General features: G+C 60.8%; 15 protein-coding genes and 1 tRNA gene. 6 read left to right on the forward strand and 10 right to left on the reverse strand.

Annotated features, from left to right (window positions below):
• The first annotated feature begins 9 nt into the window (after positions 1-9).
• Genes GW587_RS19585 through GW587_RS19600 form a run of 4 tightly spaced genes read left to right on the forward strand, consistent with a single transcriptional unit; the run spans position 10 to position 2,596 of the window.
• Entirely contained in the window at positions 10-789 is a 780-nt protein-coding gene (locus tag GW587_RS19585) for a PRTRC system protein A (RefSeq protein ID WP_166106288.1), read from the forward strand.
• A gap of 22 nt (positions 790-811) precedes the next feature.
• On the forward strand, positions 812-1,582 hold the full coding sequence (locus tag GW587_RS19590; protein ID WP_166106289.1) for a PRTRC system ThiF family protein: 771 nt from the start codon (positions 812-814) through the stop codon (positions 1,580-1,582).
• An 8-nt stretch (positions 1,583-1,590) separates the two neighbouring features.
• Positions 1,591-2,283: a hypothetical protein gene (locus GW587_RS19595; protein WP_166106290.1), complete on the forward strand. Its 693-nt coding sequence runs from the start codon at positions 1,591-1,593 to the stop codon at positions 2,281-2,283.
• Between the two features lie 58 nt (positions 2,284-2,341).
• Positions 2,342-2,596, forward strand: a complete 255-nt coding sequence (locus tag GW587_RS19600; protein WP_166106291.1) for a hypothetical protein — start codon at positions 2,342-2,344, stop codon at positions 2,594-2,596.
• A gap of 20 nt (positions 2,597-2,616) precedes the next feature.
• Here the strand turns inward: GW587_RS19600 and GW587_RS19605 are convergent, their stop codons facing one another.
• From GW587_RS19605 to pepN, 5 genes are all read right to left on the reverse strand, one after another.
• Entirely contained in the window at positions 2,617-4,065 is a 1,449-nt protein-coding gene (locus GW587_RS19605) for a caspase family protein (RefSeq protein WP_166106292.1), read from the reverse strand.
• A 27-nt stretch (positions 4,066-4,092) separates the two neighbouring features.
• Positions 4,093-5,055 carry a tyrosine-type recombinase/integrase gene (locus tag GW587_RS19610; RefSeq protein ID WP_166106293.1) on the reverse strand — a complete coding sequence of 321 codons (963 nt, stop codon included), beginning with the start codon at positions 5,053-5,055 and terminating at the stop codon, positions 4,093-4,095.
• Between the two features lie 153 nt (positions 5,056-5,208).
• A tRNA-Thr gene (locus GW587_RS19615) sits at positions 5,209-5,284 on the reverse strand.
• Positions 5,285-5,390: 106 nt separating this feature from the next.
• On the reverse strand, positions 5,391-6,392 hold the full coding sequence (locus tag GW587_RS19620) for a class 1 fructose-bisphosphatase (protein WP_166106294.1): 1,002 nt from the start codon (positions 6,390-6,392) through the stop codon (positions 5,391-5,393).
• A gap of 24 nt (positions 6,393-6,416) precedes the next feature.
• A complete protein-coding gene (pepN, locus tag GW587_RS19625; protein WP_166106295.1) occupies positions 6,417-9,083 on the reverse strand; it encodes an aminopeptidase N in 2,667 nt (888 codons plus the stop codon).
• A gap of 197 nt (positions 9,084-9,280) precedes the next feature.
• On the opposite strand from pepN, the gene GW587_RS19630 reads away from it, so the two are divergent.
• Positions 9,281-9,976, forward strand: coding sequence for a DUF4136 domain-containing protein (locus tag GW587_RS19630; protein ID WP_166106296.1), 696 nt, complete (start codon positions 9,281-9,283; stop codon positions 9,974-9,976).
• A gap of 62 nt (positions 9,977-10,038) precedes the next feature.
• Here the strand turns inward: GW587_RS19630 and GW587_RS19635 are convergent, their stop codons facing one another.
• The 5 genes from GW587_RS19635 to GW587_RS19655 all read right to left on the reverse strand — a co-directional run bounded on the left by GW587_RS19635 (position 10,039) and on the right by GW587_RS19655 (position 13,085).
• Positions 10,039-10,218: a CsbD family protein gene (locus tag GW587_RS19635; RefSeq protein ID WP_166106297.1), complete on the reverse strand. Its 180-nt coding sequence runs from the start codon at positions 10,216-10,218 to the stop codon at positions 10,039-10,041.
• A 92-nt stretch (positions 10,219-10,310) separates the two neighbouring features.
• On the reverse strand, positions 10,311-10,781 hold the full coding sequence (locus GW587_RS19640; RefSeq protein WP_166106298.1) for a DUF6328 family protein: 471 nt from the start codon (positions 10,779-10,781) through the stop codon (positions 10,311-10,313).
• The gene (locus tag GW587_RS19645; protein WP_166106299.1) at positions 10,778-11,752 is read right to left on the reverse strand and encodes a quinone oxidoreductase family protein; all 975 of its coding nucleotides are present in this window, start codon (positions 11,750-11,752) and stop codon (positions 10,778-10,780) included. Before GW587_RS19645 ends, GW587_RS19640 begins: the two co-directional genes overlap by 4 nt.
• Positions 11,753-11,771: 19 nt before the next feature.
• Positions 11,772-12,167 (reverse strand): methylglyoxal synthase, encoded by a 396-nt coding sequence (locus tag GW587_RS19650; RefSeq protein ID WP_166106300.1) that lies wholly within the window; start codon positions 12,165-12,167, stop codon positions 11,772-11,774.
• A 12-nt stretch (positions 12,168-12,179) separates the two neighbouring features.
• Positions 12,180-13,085, reverse strand: a complete 906-nt coding sequence (locus GW587_RS19655) for a DMT family transporter (protein WP_166106301.1) — start codon at positions 13,083-13,085, stop codon at positions 12,180-12,182.
• Positions 13,086-13,273: 188 nt separating this feature from the next.
• On the opposite strand from GW587_RS19655, the gene GW587_RS19660 reads away from it, so the two are divergent.
• On the forward strand, positions 13,274-13,576 hold the full coding sequence (locus tag GW587_RS19660) for a hypothetical protein (protein ID WP_166106302.1): 303 nt from the start codon (positions 13,274-13,276) through the stop codon (positions 13,574-13,576).
• The last annotated feature ends 3 nt before the right edge of the window (positions 13,577-13,579 follow it).

Here is a 13,579-nt window from a genome sequence, read left to right on the forward strand (position 1 = left end):
GGATCCAATATGAACGGCCAAGACCTGATTATCAAATTTGAAGAGCTGCTTGACATCACGCGCGCATCGTACGCCGCCTTTGCGGAACAGACCGAACGCGCGATCGCCGAACAGCGTCCGATGGTGCTGGCGGTCGACGAACAGAACATCGATGCCGACAAGTTCCAGCTGGACGTCGCGCTGCTGAAGGCGGCGCCGATCGCTGCGGTTCCGGCGCACAGTCCCTTCCACCCGCTGCAGGACGCTGGCCATCGCTTCCTGTTGGCCGCCGACGGCCTGTATCTGGAAGTGCGCCGGCCATGGCTCCACTTCATTCACCGTCTGGCGGAGCACACTTCGGTGCGCATCCCGTACGGCGCGCTTGCGAACAAAGTGGAACTGGCGTTTGGCCAGCTGGGCACGGCGCTCGAGCAGATGCGCGAGTTCGCTGTGCACGCCATGGAAGCGGCGCCGCTCGAGTCTGCCGCCAGCCTGATCTGGAACAGCGACCTGAAGCAGTGGTCGATCAAGATGCCCAAGATCATCGGCGAGGCGACCGCATCGCGGATCCAGTACGAACAGGTCGACCTGGCCGAAGACGGTAGCGAAAGCATCGCCATGGACCTGCACAGCCACGGCCACGCTGCCGCGTTCTTCAGCCCAACCGACGACGCGGACGACGCAGGCACGGTCAAGATCGCCGGCGTCTTCGGCAACCTGGACCAGAACATGCCGACGGTTGCGTTCCGCCTGTGCGTGCTGGGCCTGTACCTGCCTATCCAGGTGCCGGCGGAAAAGATCTTCGGCTAACCCACGCACCTACGGAATTTACATGCCCCACCTTATCCCCGCCAAGCTCCTGCAGCACCAGGTCAAGATCGCCCTGGTAGGCTGCGGCGGCAACGGCTCCCAAATGCTCACGGGCCTCGCGCGCCTGAACCATGCCATGGTCGCGCTAGACCACCCCGGCCTGACCGTATGCGCATTCGATCCGGACACGGTGAGCGAGGCCAACATCGGCCGCCAACTCTTCGGCGCGTTCGACATCGGCGCGAGCAAGGCGCACACCCTGATCAATCGCGTCAACGCGTATTTCGGCCTGAACTGGAAGGCGTACTTCGGGCGCTACGACTGGCAAAAGCTCAACGCGGACATCATCATCGTCTGCGTCGACAGCGCCAAATCCAGGCACGAGATCTCGCGCACGTTTAGCCGCAGCTGCCCGATGTATCTGATGGACCTGGGCAATCGCGCGGCCGACGGCCAGGTGCTGTTCGGCGAACTGCGCGCGGTCAGCGCCAGCCCGGCCGGCAGCGCGCGCCTGCCAAGCCCGTATGAGGTGCTACCTGAACTGGTCGACGCGAAAGCCATCGAGGACGACACACCGAGCTGCGGCCTGGCCGAGGCACTGGAGCGCCAGGAGCTGTTCGTCAATCAGTCGATCGTGACGCCGGCACTGCACATCCTGTGGGAGCTCTTCCGGCACGGCCAGCTCACCTGGCACGGCGCCTTCGTCAACCTGCGCACCGGCAGCATGCGGGCGATGCAGGTAAAGGAGCCGGCCGACCATCCGCCGGCAGAGCAAATTCGTATCTCCGTTTAAGGATAATCATGATCCAGTTCAATGCCACCTATCTGAAGCACCTGCTGCCCTTCAAGGCTCAGCAGCACGATATCCGGTATTACCTCAACGCCATCCACATCGCCCCACACGAGGATGGCGGCGCCGTCCTGATCGCCTGCAACGGCCACACCATGATGTGCGTGCGCGACGTTTCCGCCATATGCGAAGCACCGACGACGTTCAGCGTACATGCCGACGCTGCGCGGCACGGCGCGAAGAAACGTGGGAGTGTCGACGCGGTGGCCACCCTCGACGAGAAGACGCAACGCCTCACCATCTCCGAAGGCCAGACGTTCGAAGAGCTATACCTGCAGCCGGGAAAATGCATCGTGAACACTACCGGCCTGGCGAACAGCTACGTCGACTGGCGCAAGGTGATGCCTCCCTTCGACCGCCTGCTGCCCGGCGGCGCCGACGCAATCGACGTGCGCTATCACGAGTTGGCCGCTAAGGCACATCCGCTCGCCAAGGGAACCGCGCGCGCTATCCGCTTCTGGCAGGCCGGGCCAACCGCATCGTTGGTCGTAGAGTTTTGCAACGCGCAGGAATTCATGCTGATCATCATGCCGCTGATGTCCCACGCCAAAGACCCAGCACCACATGCCTACTGGGGCCAGGCCTTCGGCAAAAAGGAGGTGCCGCGCGCGCCAGCGGCCGAACGAAACTTGGAGGCCGCATGAACACCAACCAGGATCGAGCGCCTGGACCGCGTGGCAGCAACGAACAATGGAGATTAACATGAGCACCGACGAACTTCTCGAAAAACTGCTGGCGCGCCTGACCGCGCCGGCGCCGCAGCAACCGATCTCGATCGCGTTGTGGGATACCAACGACATCGCGGCATATTTGCACCGTTCCAGGGACCGTGTGTACAGCGACATCATCTCGCTCCCATCCTTCCCAAAGCCGATTCGCCTCCCTGTAAAAGGTCGAGCTCAAGCGCTTTATAAAGCGCGCGAGGTGGTCACGTGGGCAGAAAAACATCAGTGCTAGTTACCGGATTCGGCAGGACCTCAGTTAAAGTCCTGACGATCCAATTCAACTTCGGCGCGTTCCCGGACCCAAATCATAAAATCATTCAGAATGCCACTCACCATTTCCTGTGGCGCAGATGCAGTCAGGGAGTATTTTTGGATATTAAAATCTTGAGCATCTTCAGCCGAATAATCCCCCCAACCATTTTCCAAATAATTAACGAAAGCGTAAAAGAAGGTAATGTGGGTTTTCGACAATGCAAATGTAAGCCACATTCCATATTTCTTAAGATTCTCCAACAGCGGATTCATTTCCAGGGATGCCGCGACGAATGGTAGACCGTGTAGACCTGTTCTAAATCCGTGAACGACTGACCTAGTTCTCGTGCGTTTTTTACGAAAAATATGAACTAGCTCGAACTCAGAGATTGGAATTTCATATTCCTCTTCGTAATATTCAGGTAACATAAAATATTCACTAGCAGCATTATTATGCAGCCAAATTCCGACACCTTTTCTAAAAGGAACTTTATTGGGATCGACTTCGAATTCTATTTTGGCCTCATACATCCCGGCAAACTGACTGTCAATCTTAGCCCCGAGCAAGTCGCACTTGACTGCGTCTAATAGTACTTCCGCCGTATCACGAGACACATATTTTTTCGCATGTGCAGAAGCCCGTTCAAACAACGAAAGGGCTTTCACTTCTGCGGCTTCCCCGACTGTTTCCTCGATATAGACCACAGCCTCCGATGAAGGAGAATCGACAAATTTCGAAAGCTTATCACGCGCATCTTCACTATATTCGCCTAACGAATGTAACCCAGAACCCTGCGTAACAAACATTGGAGTTTGGCGTTGATTCTGGCTAAATGCATCAGTCAACGAGGAAATCAACTGCTGAAATCTAATTTCCGGAACTTCGGATTCTGAGATTGACTTAACAATATTTTTAGTAAAATCGCTCAAACCGATTTCAGCATACGAACGTTGGTCAGAATGTGAGCTGAATAAAAAATAGCAGTTCTTGAACAGGCCCTTATCAAATATATTTTCTCTCAACTGTTCGGAACTTTTTATGATTGGCGCGCCAGAATAGCAAGCATCTATCACTTTCACCATGGTCTCAGGATTTAGGGACCGGAACATCTGATCCAAATCACTCATCGCAAGAGACGTACTCGACGCTTTTTGCTTCGAGAAGTCCTTCAGAAGAAAGCGGAAACTATTTTCGGTAAACTCGCCGTGCCCACTGTAATAAAATAATAGAGTTTCCACGTCTTCGTGGGCGAATCGCTGAATAGTTCCCGCTAAAGCATTTTTCAAAACTGCGGCATCGGTGGATGGTAGACAAACTACGTCGGTAAAGCGCCCACCATACAAAACAACTTTTTCCATTAATTGCACATCGTTAACGCAAGGCGGCAAGTTTAGGGTGGTGTCGTCATATTCCGAGACACCTATTAAGATTGCTAAACTTTTTTTCATAAGTGGCACCTTCCATTCGATAAATTTTCAAAGGCGATTAGCAATGTCCGCTGCTGTCTCGTTGTAGTAAGTCTGCAATTGCCGAATATCGGAATGCCCCACCATTCTGGCTAGGTCAAGCACGTGCAGCTTCTTGGCCAACCTGGTTATCGCCTCATGCCGAGTATCGTGAAATGTCATATCGTTGATCCCCGCCCGCTTCCGCGCTACGCGGAACATCGCATCGAGCGTTGCGGCCGTCACTCCGAAGCCTTCCGGCACCATCTCCCAAATCTGAAGCGCGCGCGCTGACAGTGGCACGTCACGCGGCAAACCGTTCTTGGTCATATGCAGCCTGGCCACCCGGCCCGTGACATCGTCAGCCTTCAAGCCGCAGATCTCGCCGGCGCGCATCGCGGTCTCGATCGCGAACAGGAACGCCAGCGCGATCCGCTGCTGCTTCGTGGTCGGCGCCACGTCGACCACATCGTGCCGCCAACCGAGTGCGAGGCACATAGTCTCGATTTCTTGCTGCGAGATCAGGCGGTTGCGCGCCGGCGGCGCCTTCGGCCGTTTGACATCAGCGGTCGGGCTGGTGCTGATCCACTTCCATTCCTTCCGCGCCACCGAAAAGACGTTCGACAGCAGGTTCATCTCGCGCGTCACCGATCCTGGAGCGACCTGCTTGAGGCGCTGGTCGCGCCAGGCGGCGATGTGCGTGCTGTCCAAGTCGACCATCTTGACCTTGCCGAGGTCCGTCTCCGCCATGGCGGCCAGCCGAAGCGCCTCCCACCGATAGCCGCGCTTTTGCTTCGACACCTCCAGCTCGTACTTTTCGAACGCGTCGGCGCACGTCTTTGTGAGGCCCAATTTTCCTTTTGGCGTGGCCACCCGCTGCTCGGCTTCCCAGGCCAGCGCGGCCGCTTTGGTGTCAAACGTGCCGGATGTTCGAACGCCGGCCAACATTATGCGGTGCCGCCAGATAGTTCCCTCTTTTTTAGGTGCCGCCATTTTTGCCAAATCCGTTGGTAAATTTTGGCAAATGGTATCAGCATTTTGCCTAAAAATGCCGGTGTCTGCAAAATCGATGGACGTAAAAAAACCGCCGTCCCCCTATGAAAACGGGGTCTGGCGGTTTTTGCCTGCGTTCGCAGGTTTGTGTCTTGGTGCCGCTTGCCGGAATCGAACTGGCGACCTTTTCATTACGAATGAACTGCTCTACCAACTGAGCTAAAGCGGCGAAGTCGCACATTCTAACAAATATTTCTTGCTACACGCTAGTCCCAAAACGATAAATTTGAGTCATGATGCAAAAATATCATTGCCTTGTGCGTTTTATCAGCTAATCAGGCCTGATGATAGCCCGTCACCACCGCCACCTCGTCCCGCGAGCCCAAAAACACCGGCACGCGCTGGTGCAGTTTGTGCGGCTGGATCTCCATGATGCGGTTCTGGCCGTCGGTGGCCGCGCCGCCCGCCTGCTCGACGATGAAGGCCATCGGGTTCGCTTCGTACATCAGGCGCAGCTTGCCCGGCATCGAGGTGTCGCGGGTGTCGGCCGGGTACATGAAGATGCCGCCGCGATTCAGGATACGGTGCACGTCGGCGACCATCGAGGCGATCCAGCGCATGTTGAAGTTGGTGCCGCGCGGGCCGGTGTCGCCGGCCAGCAGTTCGCCGACGTAGCGCTGCACCGGCGCGTGCCAATGGCGCTGGTTCGACATGTTGATGGCGAATTCCTTGGTCGTGGCCGGGATCTGCATGTCGCGCTGCGTCAGCACCCACGACCCCATCTCGCGGTCCAGCGTGAAGCAGTTGACGCCGTTGCCGGTGGTGAGCACCAGCATCGTCTGCGGGCCGTACACGGCGTAGCCTGCGGCCACTTGCTTGGTGCCGGCCTGCATGAAGTCAGCTTCGGTCGGTTGACCCATGCCTTCCGGCGCTTTCAGCACCGAGAAGATGGTGCCGATCGAGACGTTGACGTCGATGTTCGACGAGCCGTCCAGCGGGTCGAACAGCAGCATGTATTCGCCCTTCGGATAGCGGTTCGGGATCGGGTGGATCGATTCCATTTCTTCCGACGCCATCGCGGCCAGGTGGCCGCCCCATTCGTTCGCTTCCAGCAGGATTTCGTTGGAGATGATGTCCAGCTTCTTCTGCACTTCGCCCTGGATGTTTTCGGTGTCGGCGGTGCCGAGCACTTCGCCCAGCGCGCCCTTGCCCACCGAGTGGCTGATGGTTTTGCAGGCGCGGGCGACCACTTCGATCAGCAGCCGCAGTTCGGCCGGGATCGTGTTGTTCTGGCGCTGTTCTTCGACCAGGTATTGTGTGAGGCTGACGCGTTTCATGGGTTCCCTTGTAGTGGATGTAAATTAATTGGCTAAGGCTTTGCTGATCACTTCCAGCACGTCGTTCGACAGCTTGGCACGCGCGGCGACTTTTTCCAGCGCTTGCTTCATCTTGGCCTGCAACGCGGGCGCGTAACGGCGCCAGCGGTCCATGGCGCGCGCCAGCCGTGCCGCGACCTGCGGGTTGATCGCGTCCAGCTTGATCACGTGCTCGGCCCAGAAATCATAGGCGCTGCCGTCCGCCGCGTGGAACTGCGACGGGTTGGCGTTGGTGAAGTTGAAGATCAGGCTGCGCGCGCGGTTCGGATTCTTCAGCGTGAACGCCGGATGCGCCATCAGCTGGCGCACCGCCGCGACGTTGGTGGTCGGCGCGGCTGCCTGCATGGCGAACCATTTGTCCACCACCAGCGCTTCGCCTTCGAAATCTTCGTAGAAGTTCTGCAGGTACGGGCCGGTCGCGGCGCCGCTGTGGATCATCGCCACCAGCGCGGCGGAGCGGTCGGTCATGTTGCCGGCTTTTTCAAACTGCTGCTGCGCCAGTTTGAGTTCGGCCATGTCCGGCGCCACCATCAGATACGACAGGCACAGGTTCTTCAACGCGCGCTTGCCGGCCGACAGGGCGTCCGGGCTGTAGTCGCCCGGCGTCTGGTTGGCGTGGTATTGCGCGATCAGTTCTTCCTTCAGCGCGGCGCCGATGGTGCGGCGCATGAACTGGCGCGCGGTGTGGATCGCTTGCGGATCGACCACGTCCATCTGCTCGGCGATGATGGTTTCCGACGGCAGGATCAGCGCCAGTTCGCGGAAGGCCGCGTCCAGCGTCTCGTCGGTCAGGACGGCCCGCTGGGCGTTGATGAAGGTCGGGTCGAGCTTCAGGTTGGCGTCGCTGCCGCCGGCCGCCGCCACTTGCGCGGTCAGCTTCAGCAGGCGTTCCATCGCCAGCCGCTGCCCGGCTTCCCAGCGGTTGACCGGGTCGCTGTCGTGACTGAACAGGTGCAGCAGTTCGTCGTCGGTGTAGTCGTATTCGAGCACCACCGGCGCCGAGAAATCGCGCAGGATCGATGGCGTCGGCCGTTCGTCGACATTGCGGAAGCGGAAAATCTGCTCCTGCTCGGTCAGCTCCAGCACGATGGTGGTGGCGCCCTTGGCGTGCTTGCCGCCCTCCAGGGTCAGCGGCAGGTCCTGGCCGCTGGCGCCCAGCAGTCCGACCGCGACCGGGATGTGGAACGGCAGCTTGTCCTGCTGCCCGGCGCTCGGCGCGCAGCGCTGGCTGAGGATGATGTCGAAGTTGCGCTTGACCGCGTCGTAGCGGGTGCGCGCGGTGACCACCGGCGTGCCGGCCTGCGAGTACCAGCGTTCGAACTGGCCCAGGTCGCGGCCGTTGGCGTCGGCCATCGCGGCGCGGAAGTCGTCGCATTCGACCGCTTGCCCGTCGTGGCGCTTGAAGTACAGGTCCATGCCCTTGCGGAAGCCGTCGCGGCCCAGCAGCGTCTGGTACATGCGCACCACTTCGGCACCCTTTTCGTACACGGTGACGGTGTAGAAGTTGTTGATCTCGACGAAGGAGTCGGGCCGCACCGGGTGCGACATCGGGCCGGCGTCCTCGGGGAACTGGGCCTGGCGCAGCGTCCGCACCTGGTCGATGCGGGTGACGGCGCGGCCGGTGTCGGTGCCGATCATGTCGGCGCTGAACTCCTGGTCGCGGAACACGGTCAGGCCTTCCTTCAGCGACAGCTGGAACCAGTCGCGGCAGGTGACGCGGTTGCCGGTCCAGTTGTGGAAGTATTCGTGGCCGACCACCGCTTCGATGCCGGCGTAGTCGATGTCGGTGGCGGTGCGCGGATTGGCCAGCACGAACTTGGTGTTGAAGATGTTCAGGCCCTTGTTCTCCATCGCGCCCATGTTGAAGTCGCCCACGGCGACGATCATGAAGCGGTCCAGGTCCAGCTCCAGGTTGAAGCGTTCCTCGTCCCAGCGGATCGAGTTCTTCAGCGATTGCATCGCATAGTCTGTCTTGTCGAGGTTGCCCTCTTCCACCCATACCTGCAACAGCACGTCGCGGCCGTCGGCCAGCGTGAAGGTCTCTTCCTGGCACACCAGCCTGGCGGCGACCAGCGCGAACAGGTAGGACGGCTTCTTGAACGGGTCTTCCCATTTGGCGTAGTGGCGGCCATCGTCGAGGTCGCCCTGTTCGATCAGGTTGCCGTTCGACAGCAGCACCGGGTAGCTGGCCTTGTCGGCGCGCAGCATCACGGTGTACTTGGCCATCACGTCCGGGCGGTCGGGGAAGAAGGTGATGCGGCGGAAGCCTTCGGCCTCGCACTGGGTGAAGAAGTTGCCGTTCGAGACGTACAGCCCGGACAGCGTGGTGTTCTGCACCGGCGCGCACAGCGTTTCGATTTCCAGCACCACCTGCGCCGGCGCCTTCTTGATGGTCAGCGTGGCGTGGTCGAGCAGGTAGTCGTCCTTGCCCAGCAGCTGGCCGTTCATGCGCAGCTGGACCAGTTCGATGTCCTCGCCGTGCAGCACGATGTCGCGCCGCTTCGACGCCGGGTTCTGGCGCAGCGTGATGCGATTGGCGACGATGGTGCGTTCCGGGTGCAGGTCGAAGCCGAGTTCAACGGTGTCCACCAGGAAGGCTGGCGGGGTGTAATCTTTGCGGAATATCGTCTGGGGACTGCTGTCTGTGCGCATTGGGGGCTCTGTGACGTAGGCAAAAACCTATTTTACCAATACCAGCGTCCGGGCGGACGCTTGAATGCCCTGCGGCGGCGCGGTAAAGTTGCTTGTTTCCACGCCGCCGTAACAATCTGTAATAATCATGCAAGCTCCAGGCGTGCGTCATACACTTAGCTCTGGAAAATACCGTCTTACCTGAGAGGGGCACCACCATGAAATATCTCGCCACCCTGGCGACCGCCGCCGTCCTGCTGCTGAGCGGCTGCGCCACCACCATCCATAGCGATGTCACCGCCTTCAACGACTGGCAGGGCGACATCCAGGACAAATCGTACGCCTTCGAGGCCCCGCAGGGCGCGTACGACACGCTGGAATTCCGCAACTATCAAGTGCTTGTGAGCAACGAATTGGGCAAGCTGGGCTTCACCCAGGCCGCCGAGGGCCAACAGCCGAAGTTGCTGGTTGGCATGAAATTCCTGACCATCGACCATCCGGTGCGGGTGATCGAGTCGGATGATCCGTTCATGGGCGGGTATTGGGGTCGGGGTTACGGCCGTTATGGCTGGGGCGGTTACGGGCGCTGGGGGTATAGCCCGTTCTACGATCCATGGCGCTTCGGCCCGCCGCTGATGCTGACCGAGCGCATCCGGCACCAATATCAGCGCGAATTGCGCGTGACCATCAACAGCACCAGCGGCCGCAAGCTGTACGACGTGACGGTGCAGAACACCAGCGGCGTCCAGGCCACGCCGCATGTGATGCCGGCGCTGGTGCAGAGCGCGTTCACCGGTTTCCCCGGCCAGAGCGGCGTGCCGCGCAAGATCGACATCAAGATCGAGCCGAAGACCGATACCTATGAAGCGCCGCCTGCCAAGGTCGCGGGCGAGGCGCCGGCCAAGGTCAACTGATTCCGGTCCAGGCAACGAAAAAGCCGAGCAATGCTCGGCTTTTTCATTTGCGGGGCGGCCAATTACTTGGTGGCGACGCGGGCGGCTTCTTTCAGGTCGCCGACTTTCTCTTGCAGCTTGCCTTCGGCCTGCTTCTGGAAGCCCTTGGCTTCTTGCTCAGGGGAGTCGATCAGATCGCCGACTTCTTCCTGGATCTTGCCGCCGATGTTTTTCAGCTTGCCTTCGATTTGGTCTTTGTTCATGGTAGTGCTCCTGAATAAGGGCTGGCCGGGATAGCCAGTCATTAAGGAACAGTGTACCCAGCGGCGGCGCAGCGTTCTGTACGCTTGCGTACCTAAACCCGATCATGGCGTTTCAGCCAGGCCGGCAGCAGCCACCAGAAGCACAGCACCAGCGCCGCCATGATCAGCGCCATCGCGATCCCGACCACCGGCCCGAACACTTCCGAGATCACCAGATCGGTGCCCAGCACCAGCGCCACCGCCAGCGAGAACGCGCCGGCGACGATCTGCCGCGTGGCGATGCGCTTGAAGCGGGCCCGGTCGCGCAGCGGCCGCATCAGCCGGTGCTGGATCGCCGGCGCGCTCAACAGCACCAGGCTGGTCAGCGACAGGAAGAAGGTGGCCAGGAACAGCAGCTTCTCCATGTGCACGATCTTGGCGAAGCCTTCGTTGAACGGCAGGATGATCAGGAACGCCGACAGCATCTGCGCACCCGGCAGCAGGATGCGCATCTCGCTCAGCATGTCGGAGAAATCGCCGTCGCCGTCCTTGTCGTCGTCGCGGTCGTCCGGCAAATCGTTCATGGCAGCAGGATCGACGAGCCGGTGGTCTTGCGCGCCTCCAGCTCGATGTGCGCCTGGGCCACGTCGGCCAGCGCGTAACGCTGGCGGATGTCGATCTTGACCTCGCCGCTGCCGACCACGCCGAACAGCGACTTGGCCGCCGCCTCCAGCTCCTCGCGGGTCGACATGTAGGCCATCATCGACGGCCGGGTGATGAATAGCGAACCACGGCTGGCCAGCTCGCCCAGGCTGAACGGCGGCACCGGCCCGGAGGCGTTGCCGAAGCTGACCATGGTGCCCAGCGGCCGCAGGCAATCGAGCGAGCCGGTGAAGGTGTCCTTGCCGATCGAGTCGTACACCGCCGACACGCCCTTGCCGCCGGTGATCTCTTTGACCCGCTCGGTGAAGTTCTCGGTGTTGTAGTTGATGACGTGGTGCGCGCCGTTCTCGGTGGCCAGCGCCGCCTTCTCTTCCGAGCCGACGGTGCCGATCAGGGTCACGCCCATCACCCGCGCCCACTGGCAGGCGATCAGGCCGACCCCGCCGGCGGCGGCGTGGAACAGGATGGTGTCGCCGGCCTTGAGCGGCACGGTGCGGTGGAACAGGTACTGCACCGTCAGGCCTTGCAGCATCATCGCGGCGGCGGTGTCGAAGCCGACCTTCTCCGGCAGCACCAGCAGCTGCGCGGCCGGCATGTTGCGCGCCTCGGCGTAGGCGCCGATCGGCCGCCCGGCATAGGCGACGCGGTCGCCGACCTTGACTTCGGTGACGCCCTCGCCGATCGCTTCGACCACGCCGGCGCCCTCCATGCCCAGGCCGCCAGGCAGCGGCTGCGGATACAGGCCGGTGCGGAAGTAGACGTCGATGAAATTGAGGCCGATGGCGTGCTGCCGCACCTGCGCCTCGCCGGGACCGGGCGGGCCCAGGTCGATGTCCACCAGTTCCATCACCTCCGGGCCGCCGACACGGCTCATGCGGATTGCCTTGACCATCACTGCCTCCGTAAATTGTTTAGATCGTTGTTTTCTGCGCCGCTTGCAGCTGCAGCTGCGACAGTACCAGATGCGCCGACGAGACGTTGGTCGCGCACGGCGTATTGTGCACGTCGCAGGCGCGCACCAGCGCGTTGATGTCCGGCTCGTGCGGCTGCGGCGTCATCGGGTCGCGCAGGAAGATCACGCAGTCGATCAAGCCCTCGACCAGCATGGCGCCGATCTGCAGGTCGCCGCCGAAGGGGCCGGAGTGCTTGCGGTCCACCTCCAGGCCGACTTCGGCGATCAGGCGGCCGCCGGTGGTGCCGGTGGCGACCAGCGCGCAGCCGGACAGGAAGGCCTTGTATTCGCCGGCCAGCGTGATCATGTCGTCTTTTTTCTTGTCGTGGGCGATCAGGGCAATGCGGAATTTCATCTCTCTATCTTTCTATTTTTTGGACAGCACATAGATCCCGGCCAGCACCAGCGCGGTGCCGCCCAACTGCCAGGAGGTGACCGGCTCGCCCAGCAGCAGCGCGCCGAGGAACAGCGTTGAGACGGGTCCGATCATACCAGCCTGCGAGGCGGTGCCGGCGCCGATGCGCTCGACGGCGGCCATGGTCATAAACACCGGCATCACCGTGCACAGGATGCCGTTCACCAGCGACAGGCCGTACACCGGCAGCGGCTGGATCAGGCCGGACACGGGGCGCAGCAGGAAGAACTGGCCGATGCAGGCCGCGCTGGAGACGCACATCGCGTACGCCACCAGCCGCAGCGCGCCGAGGCGCTTGACCATTTCGCCGGACAGCAGCAGGTAGACCGCGTAGGCGGCGGCCGAGCCGGTGACCAGCGTGGCGCCCAGCACCACGTTGCCGCCGCCGCGCAGGTCGTGCAGGAACACGAACACGATGCCGCAGTAGGAGGTCAGCAGCGCCAGCCACTGCTTGCGGCTGATGTGCTGCTTGAGCACGGTGGAGCTGATCAGCAGCACGAAGGTCGGCGTGAGGAACAGGATCAGCCGCTCCAGCCCGACCGAGATGTATTGCAGGCCGAGGAAGTCGAGAAAGCTGGACAGGTAGTAGCCGACCAGCCCGAGCCCGACCAGTCGCCAGCGGTCCGACGCGCTGAGCGGGGCGCCGGTGCGCATCTTCCAGAACGCCACGGCGGCGAACACCGGCAGCGAGAACATCATGCGGAAGGCGATCGCGGTGACGGCGTCAATCTGATAGCGGTACAGCAGCTTGGCGACGATGGCCTTGGTCGAAAATAGCACCGCGCCGCCGATGGCGAGTCCCAAGCCGCCCAGATAGGCGGCGCGCGCCGGGGCGTTGTCTGTGATGCTTTTATTCATGGACAAATTGTAAAGCCAAATGACGGCTGCCGCTTGGCAAGCCGATTTTTTGATATTCCGCGCGATGGGTGAGCCGTGTCAATCTGGCCGTGATAGGCTATGCAAATATCGGTGGATGATATTACGCGTGCCAAGATGCTGCACGAAGAATTTAAGCGACGAAAGAAAGCTGCGGAAGAGGGAATATTATGGAGCTGACTCAAGACTTCGAAGTCGGAATCAACGAACGGATTCAACGTGACCGGGCGTTGAGCGAGGCCTTGTTGGGTGAGATAGACGAAACCCTTGCTGAAGGGGAGGATAGCGTCGCGCAAGAATTATTGCGTATGCTGGTCGTCAACACGGTTGGCTTTGCTGCGCTGTCTCCCTCGCTATCGATGACAGGCGATGAGCTGAAAACCGCCCTGGCGCATGATGCGCAAACCAACCCGGCAAGCCTCAGCGACATAGCCAGCGCGCTTAAGCTCGCACTTGGCGTGTCCGCTAGCTGATCG

It is taken from the genome of Duganella aceris, from assembly GCF_011090165.1.
GTDB classification, from domain to species: Bacteria; Pseudomonadota; Gammaproteobacteria; order Burkholderiales; family Burkholderiaceae_D; genus Rugamonas; species Rugamonas aceris.

What these genes read in the sequence shown, in the direction of transcription:
- GW587_RS19585 (WP_166106288.1), top strand. Translation starts at nt 10, where the DNA reads ATGAACGGCCAAGACCTGATTATCAAATTTGAAGAGCTGCTTGACATC.
- GW587_RS19590 (WP_166106289.1), top strand. Translation starts at nt 812, where the DNA reads ATGCCCCACCTTATCCCCGCCAAGCTCCTGCAGCACCAGGTCAAGATC.
- GW587_RS19595 (WP_166106290.1), top strand. Translation starts at nt 1,591, where the DNA reads ATGATCCAGTTCAATGCCACCTATCTGAAGCACCTGCTGCCCTTCAAG.
- GW587_RS19600 (WP_166106291.1), top strand. Translation starts at nt 2,342, where the DNA reads ATGAGCACCGACGAACTTCTCGAAAAACTGCTGGCGCGCCTGACCGCG.
- GW587_RS19605 (WP_166106292.1), bottom strand. Translation starts at nt 4,065, where the DNA reads ATGAAAAAAAGTTTAGCAATCTTAATAGGTGTCTCGGAATATGACGAC.
- GW587_RS19610 (WP_166106293.1), bottom strand. Translation starts at nt 5,055, where the DNA reads ATGGCGGCACCTAAAAAAGAGGGAACTATCTGGCGGCACCGCATAATG.
- GW587_RS19620 (WP_166106294.1), bottom strand. Translation starts at nt 6,392, where the DNA reads ATGAAACGCGTCAGCCTCACACAATACCTGGTCGAAGAACAGCGCCAG.
- pepN (WP_166106295.1), bottom strand. Translation starts at nt 9,083, where the DNA reads ATGCGCACAGACAGCAGTCCCCAGACGATATTCCGCAAAGATTACACC.
- GW587_RS19630 (WP_166106296.1), top strand. Translation starts at nt 9,281, where the DNA reads ATGAAATATCTCGCCACCCTGGCGACCGCCGCCGTCCTGCTGCTGAGC.
- GW587_RS19635 (WP_166106297.1), bottom strand. Translation starts at nt 10,218, where the DNA reads ATGAACAAAGACCAAATCGAAGGCAAGCTGAAAAACATCGGCGGCAAG.
- GW587_RS19640 (WP_166106298.1), bottom strand. Translation starts at nt 10,781, where the DNA reads ATGAACGATTTGCCGGACGACCGCGACGACGACAAGGACGGCGACGGC.
- GW587_RS19645 (WP_166106299.1), bottom strand. Translation starts at nt 11,752, where the DNA reads ATGGTCAAGGCAATCCGCATGAGCCGTGTCGGCGGCCCGGAGGTGATG.
- GW587_RS19650 (WP_166106300.1), bottom strand. Translation starts at nt 12,167, where the DNA reads ATGAAATTCCGCATTGCCCTGATCGCCCACGACAAGAAAAAAGACGAC.
- GW587_RS19655 (WP_166106301.1), bottom strand. Translation starts at nt 13,085, where the DNA reads ATGAATAAAAGCATCACAGACAACGCCCCGGCGCGCGCCGCCTATCTG.
- GW587_RS19660 (WP_166106302.1), top strand. Translation starts at nt 13,274, where the DNA reads ATGGAGCTGACTCAAGACTTCGAAGTCGGAATCAACGAACGGATTCAA.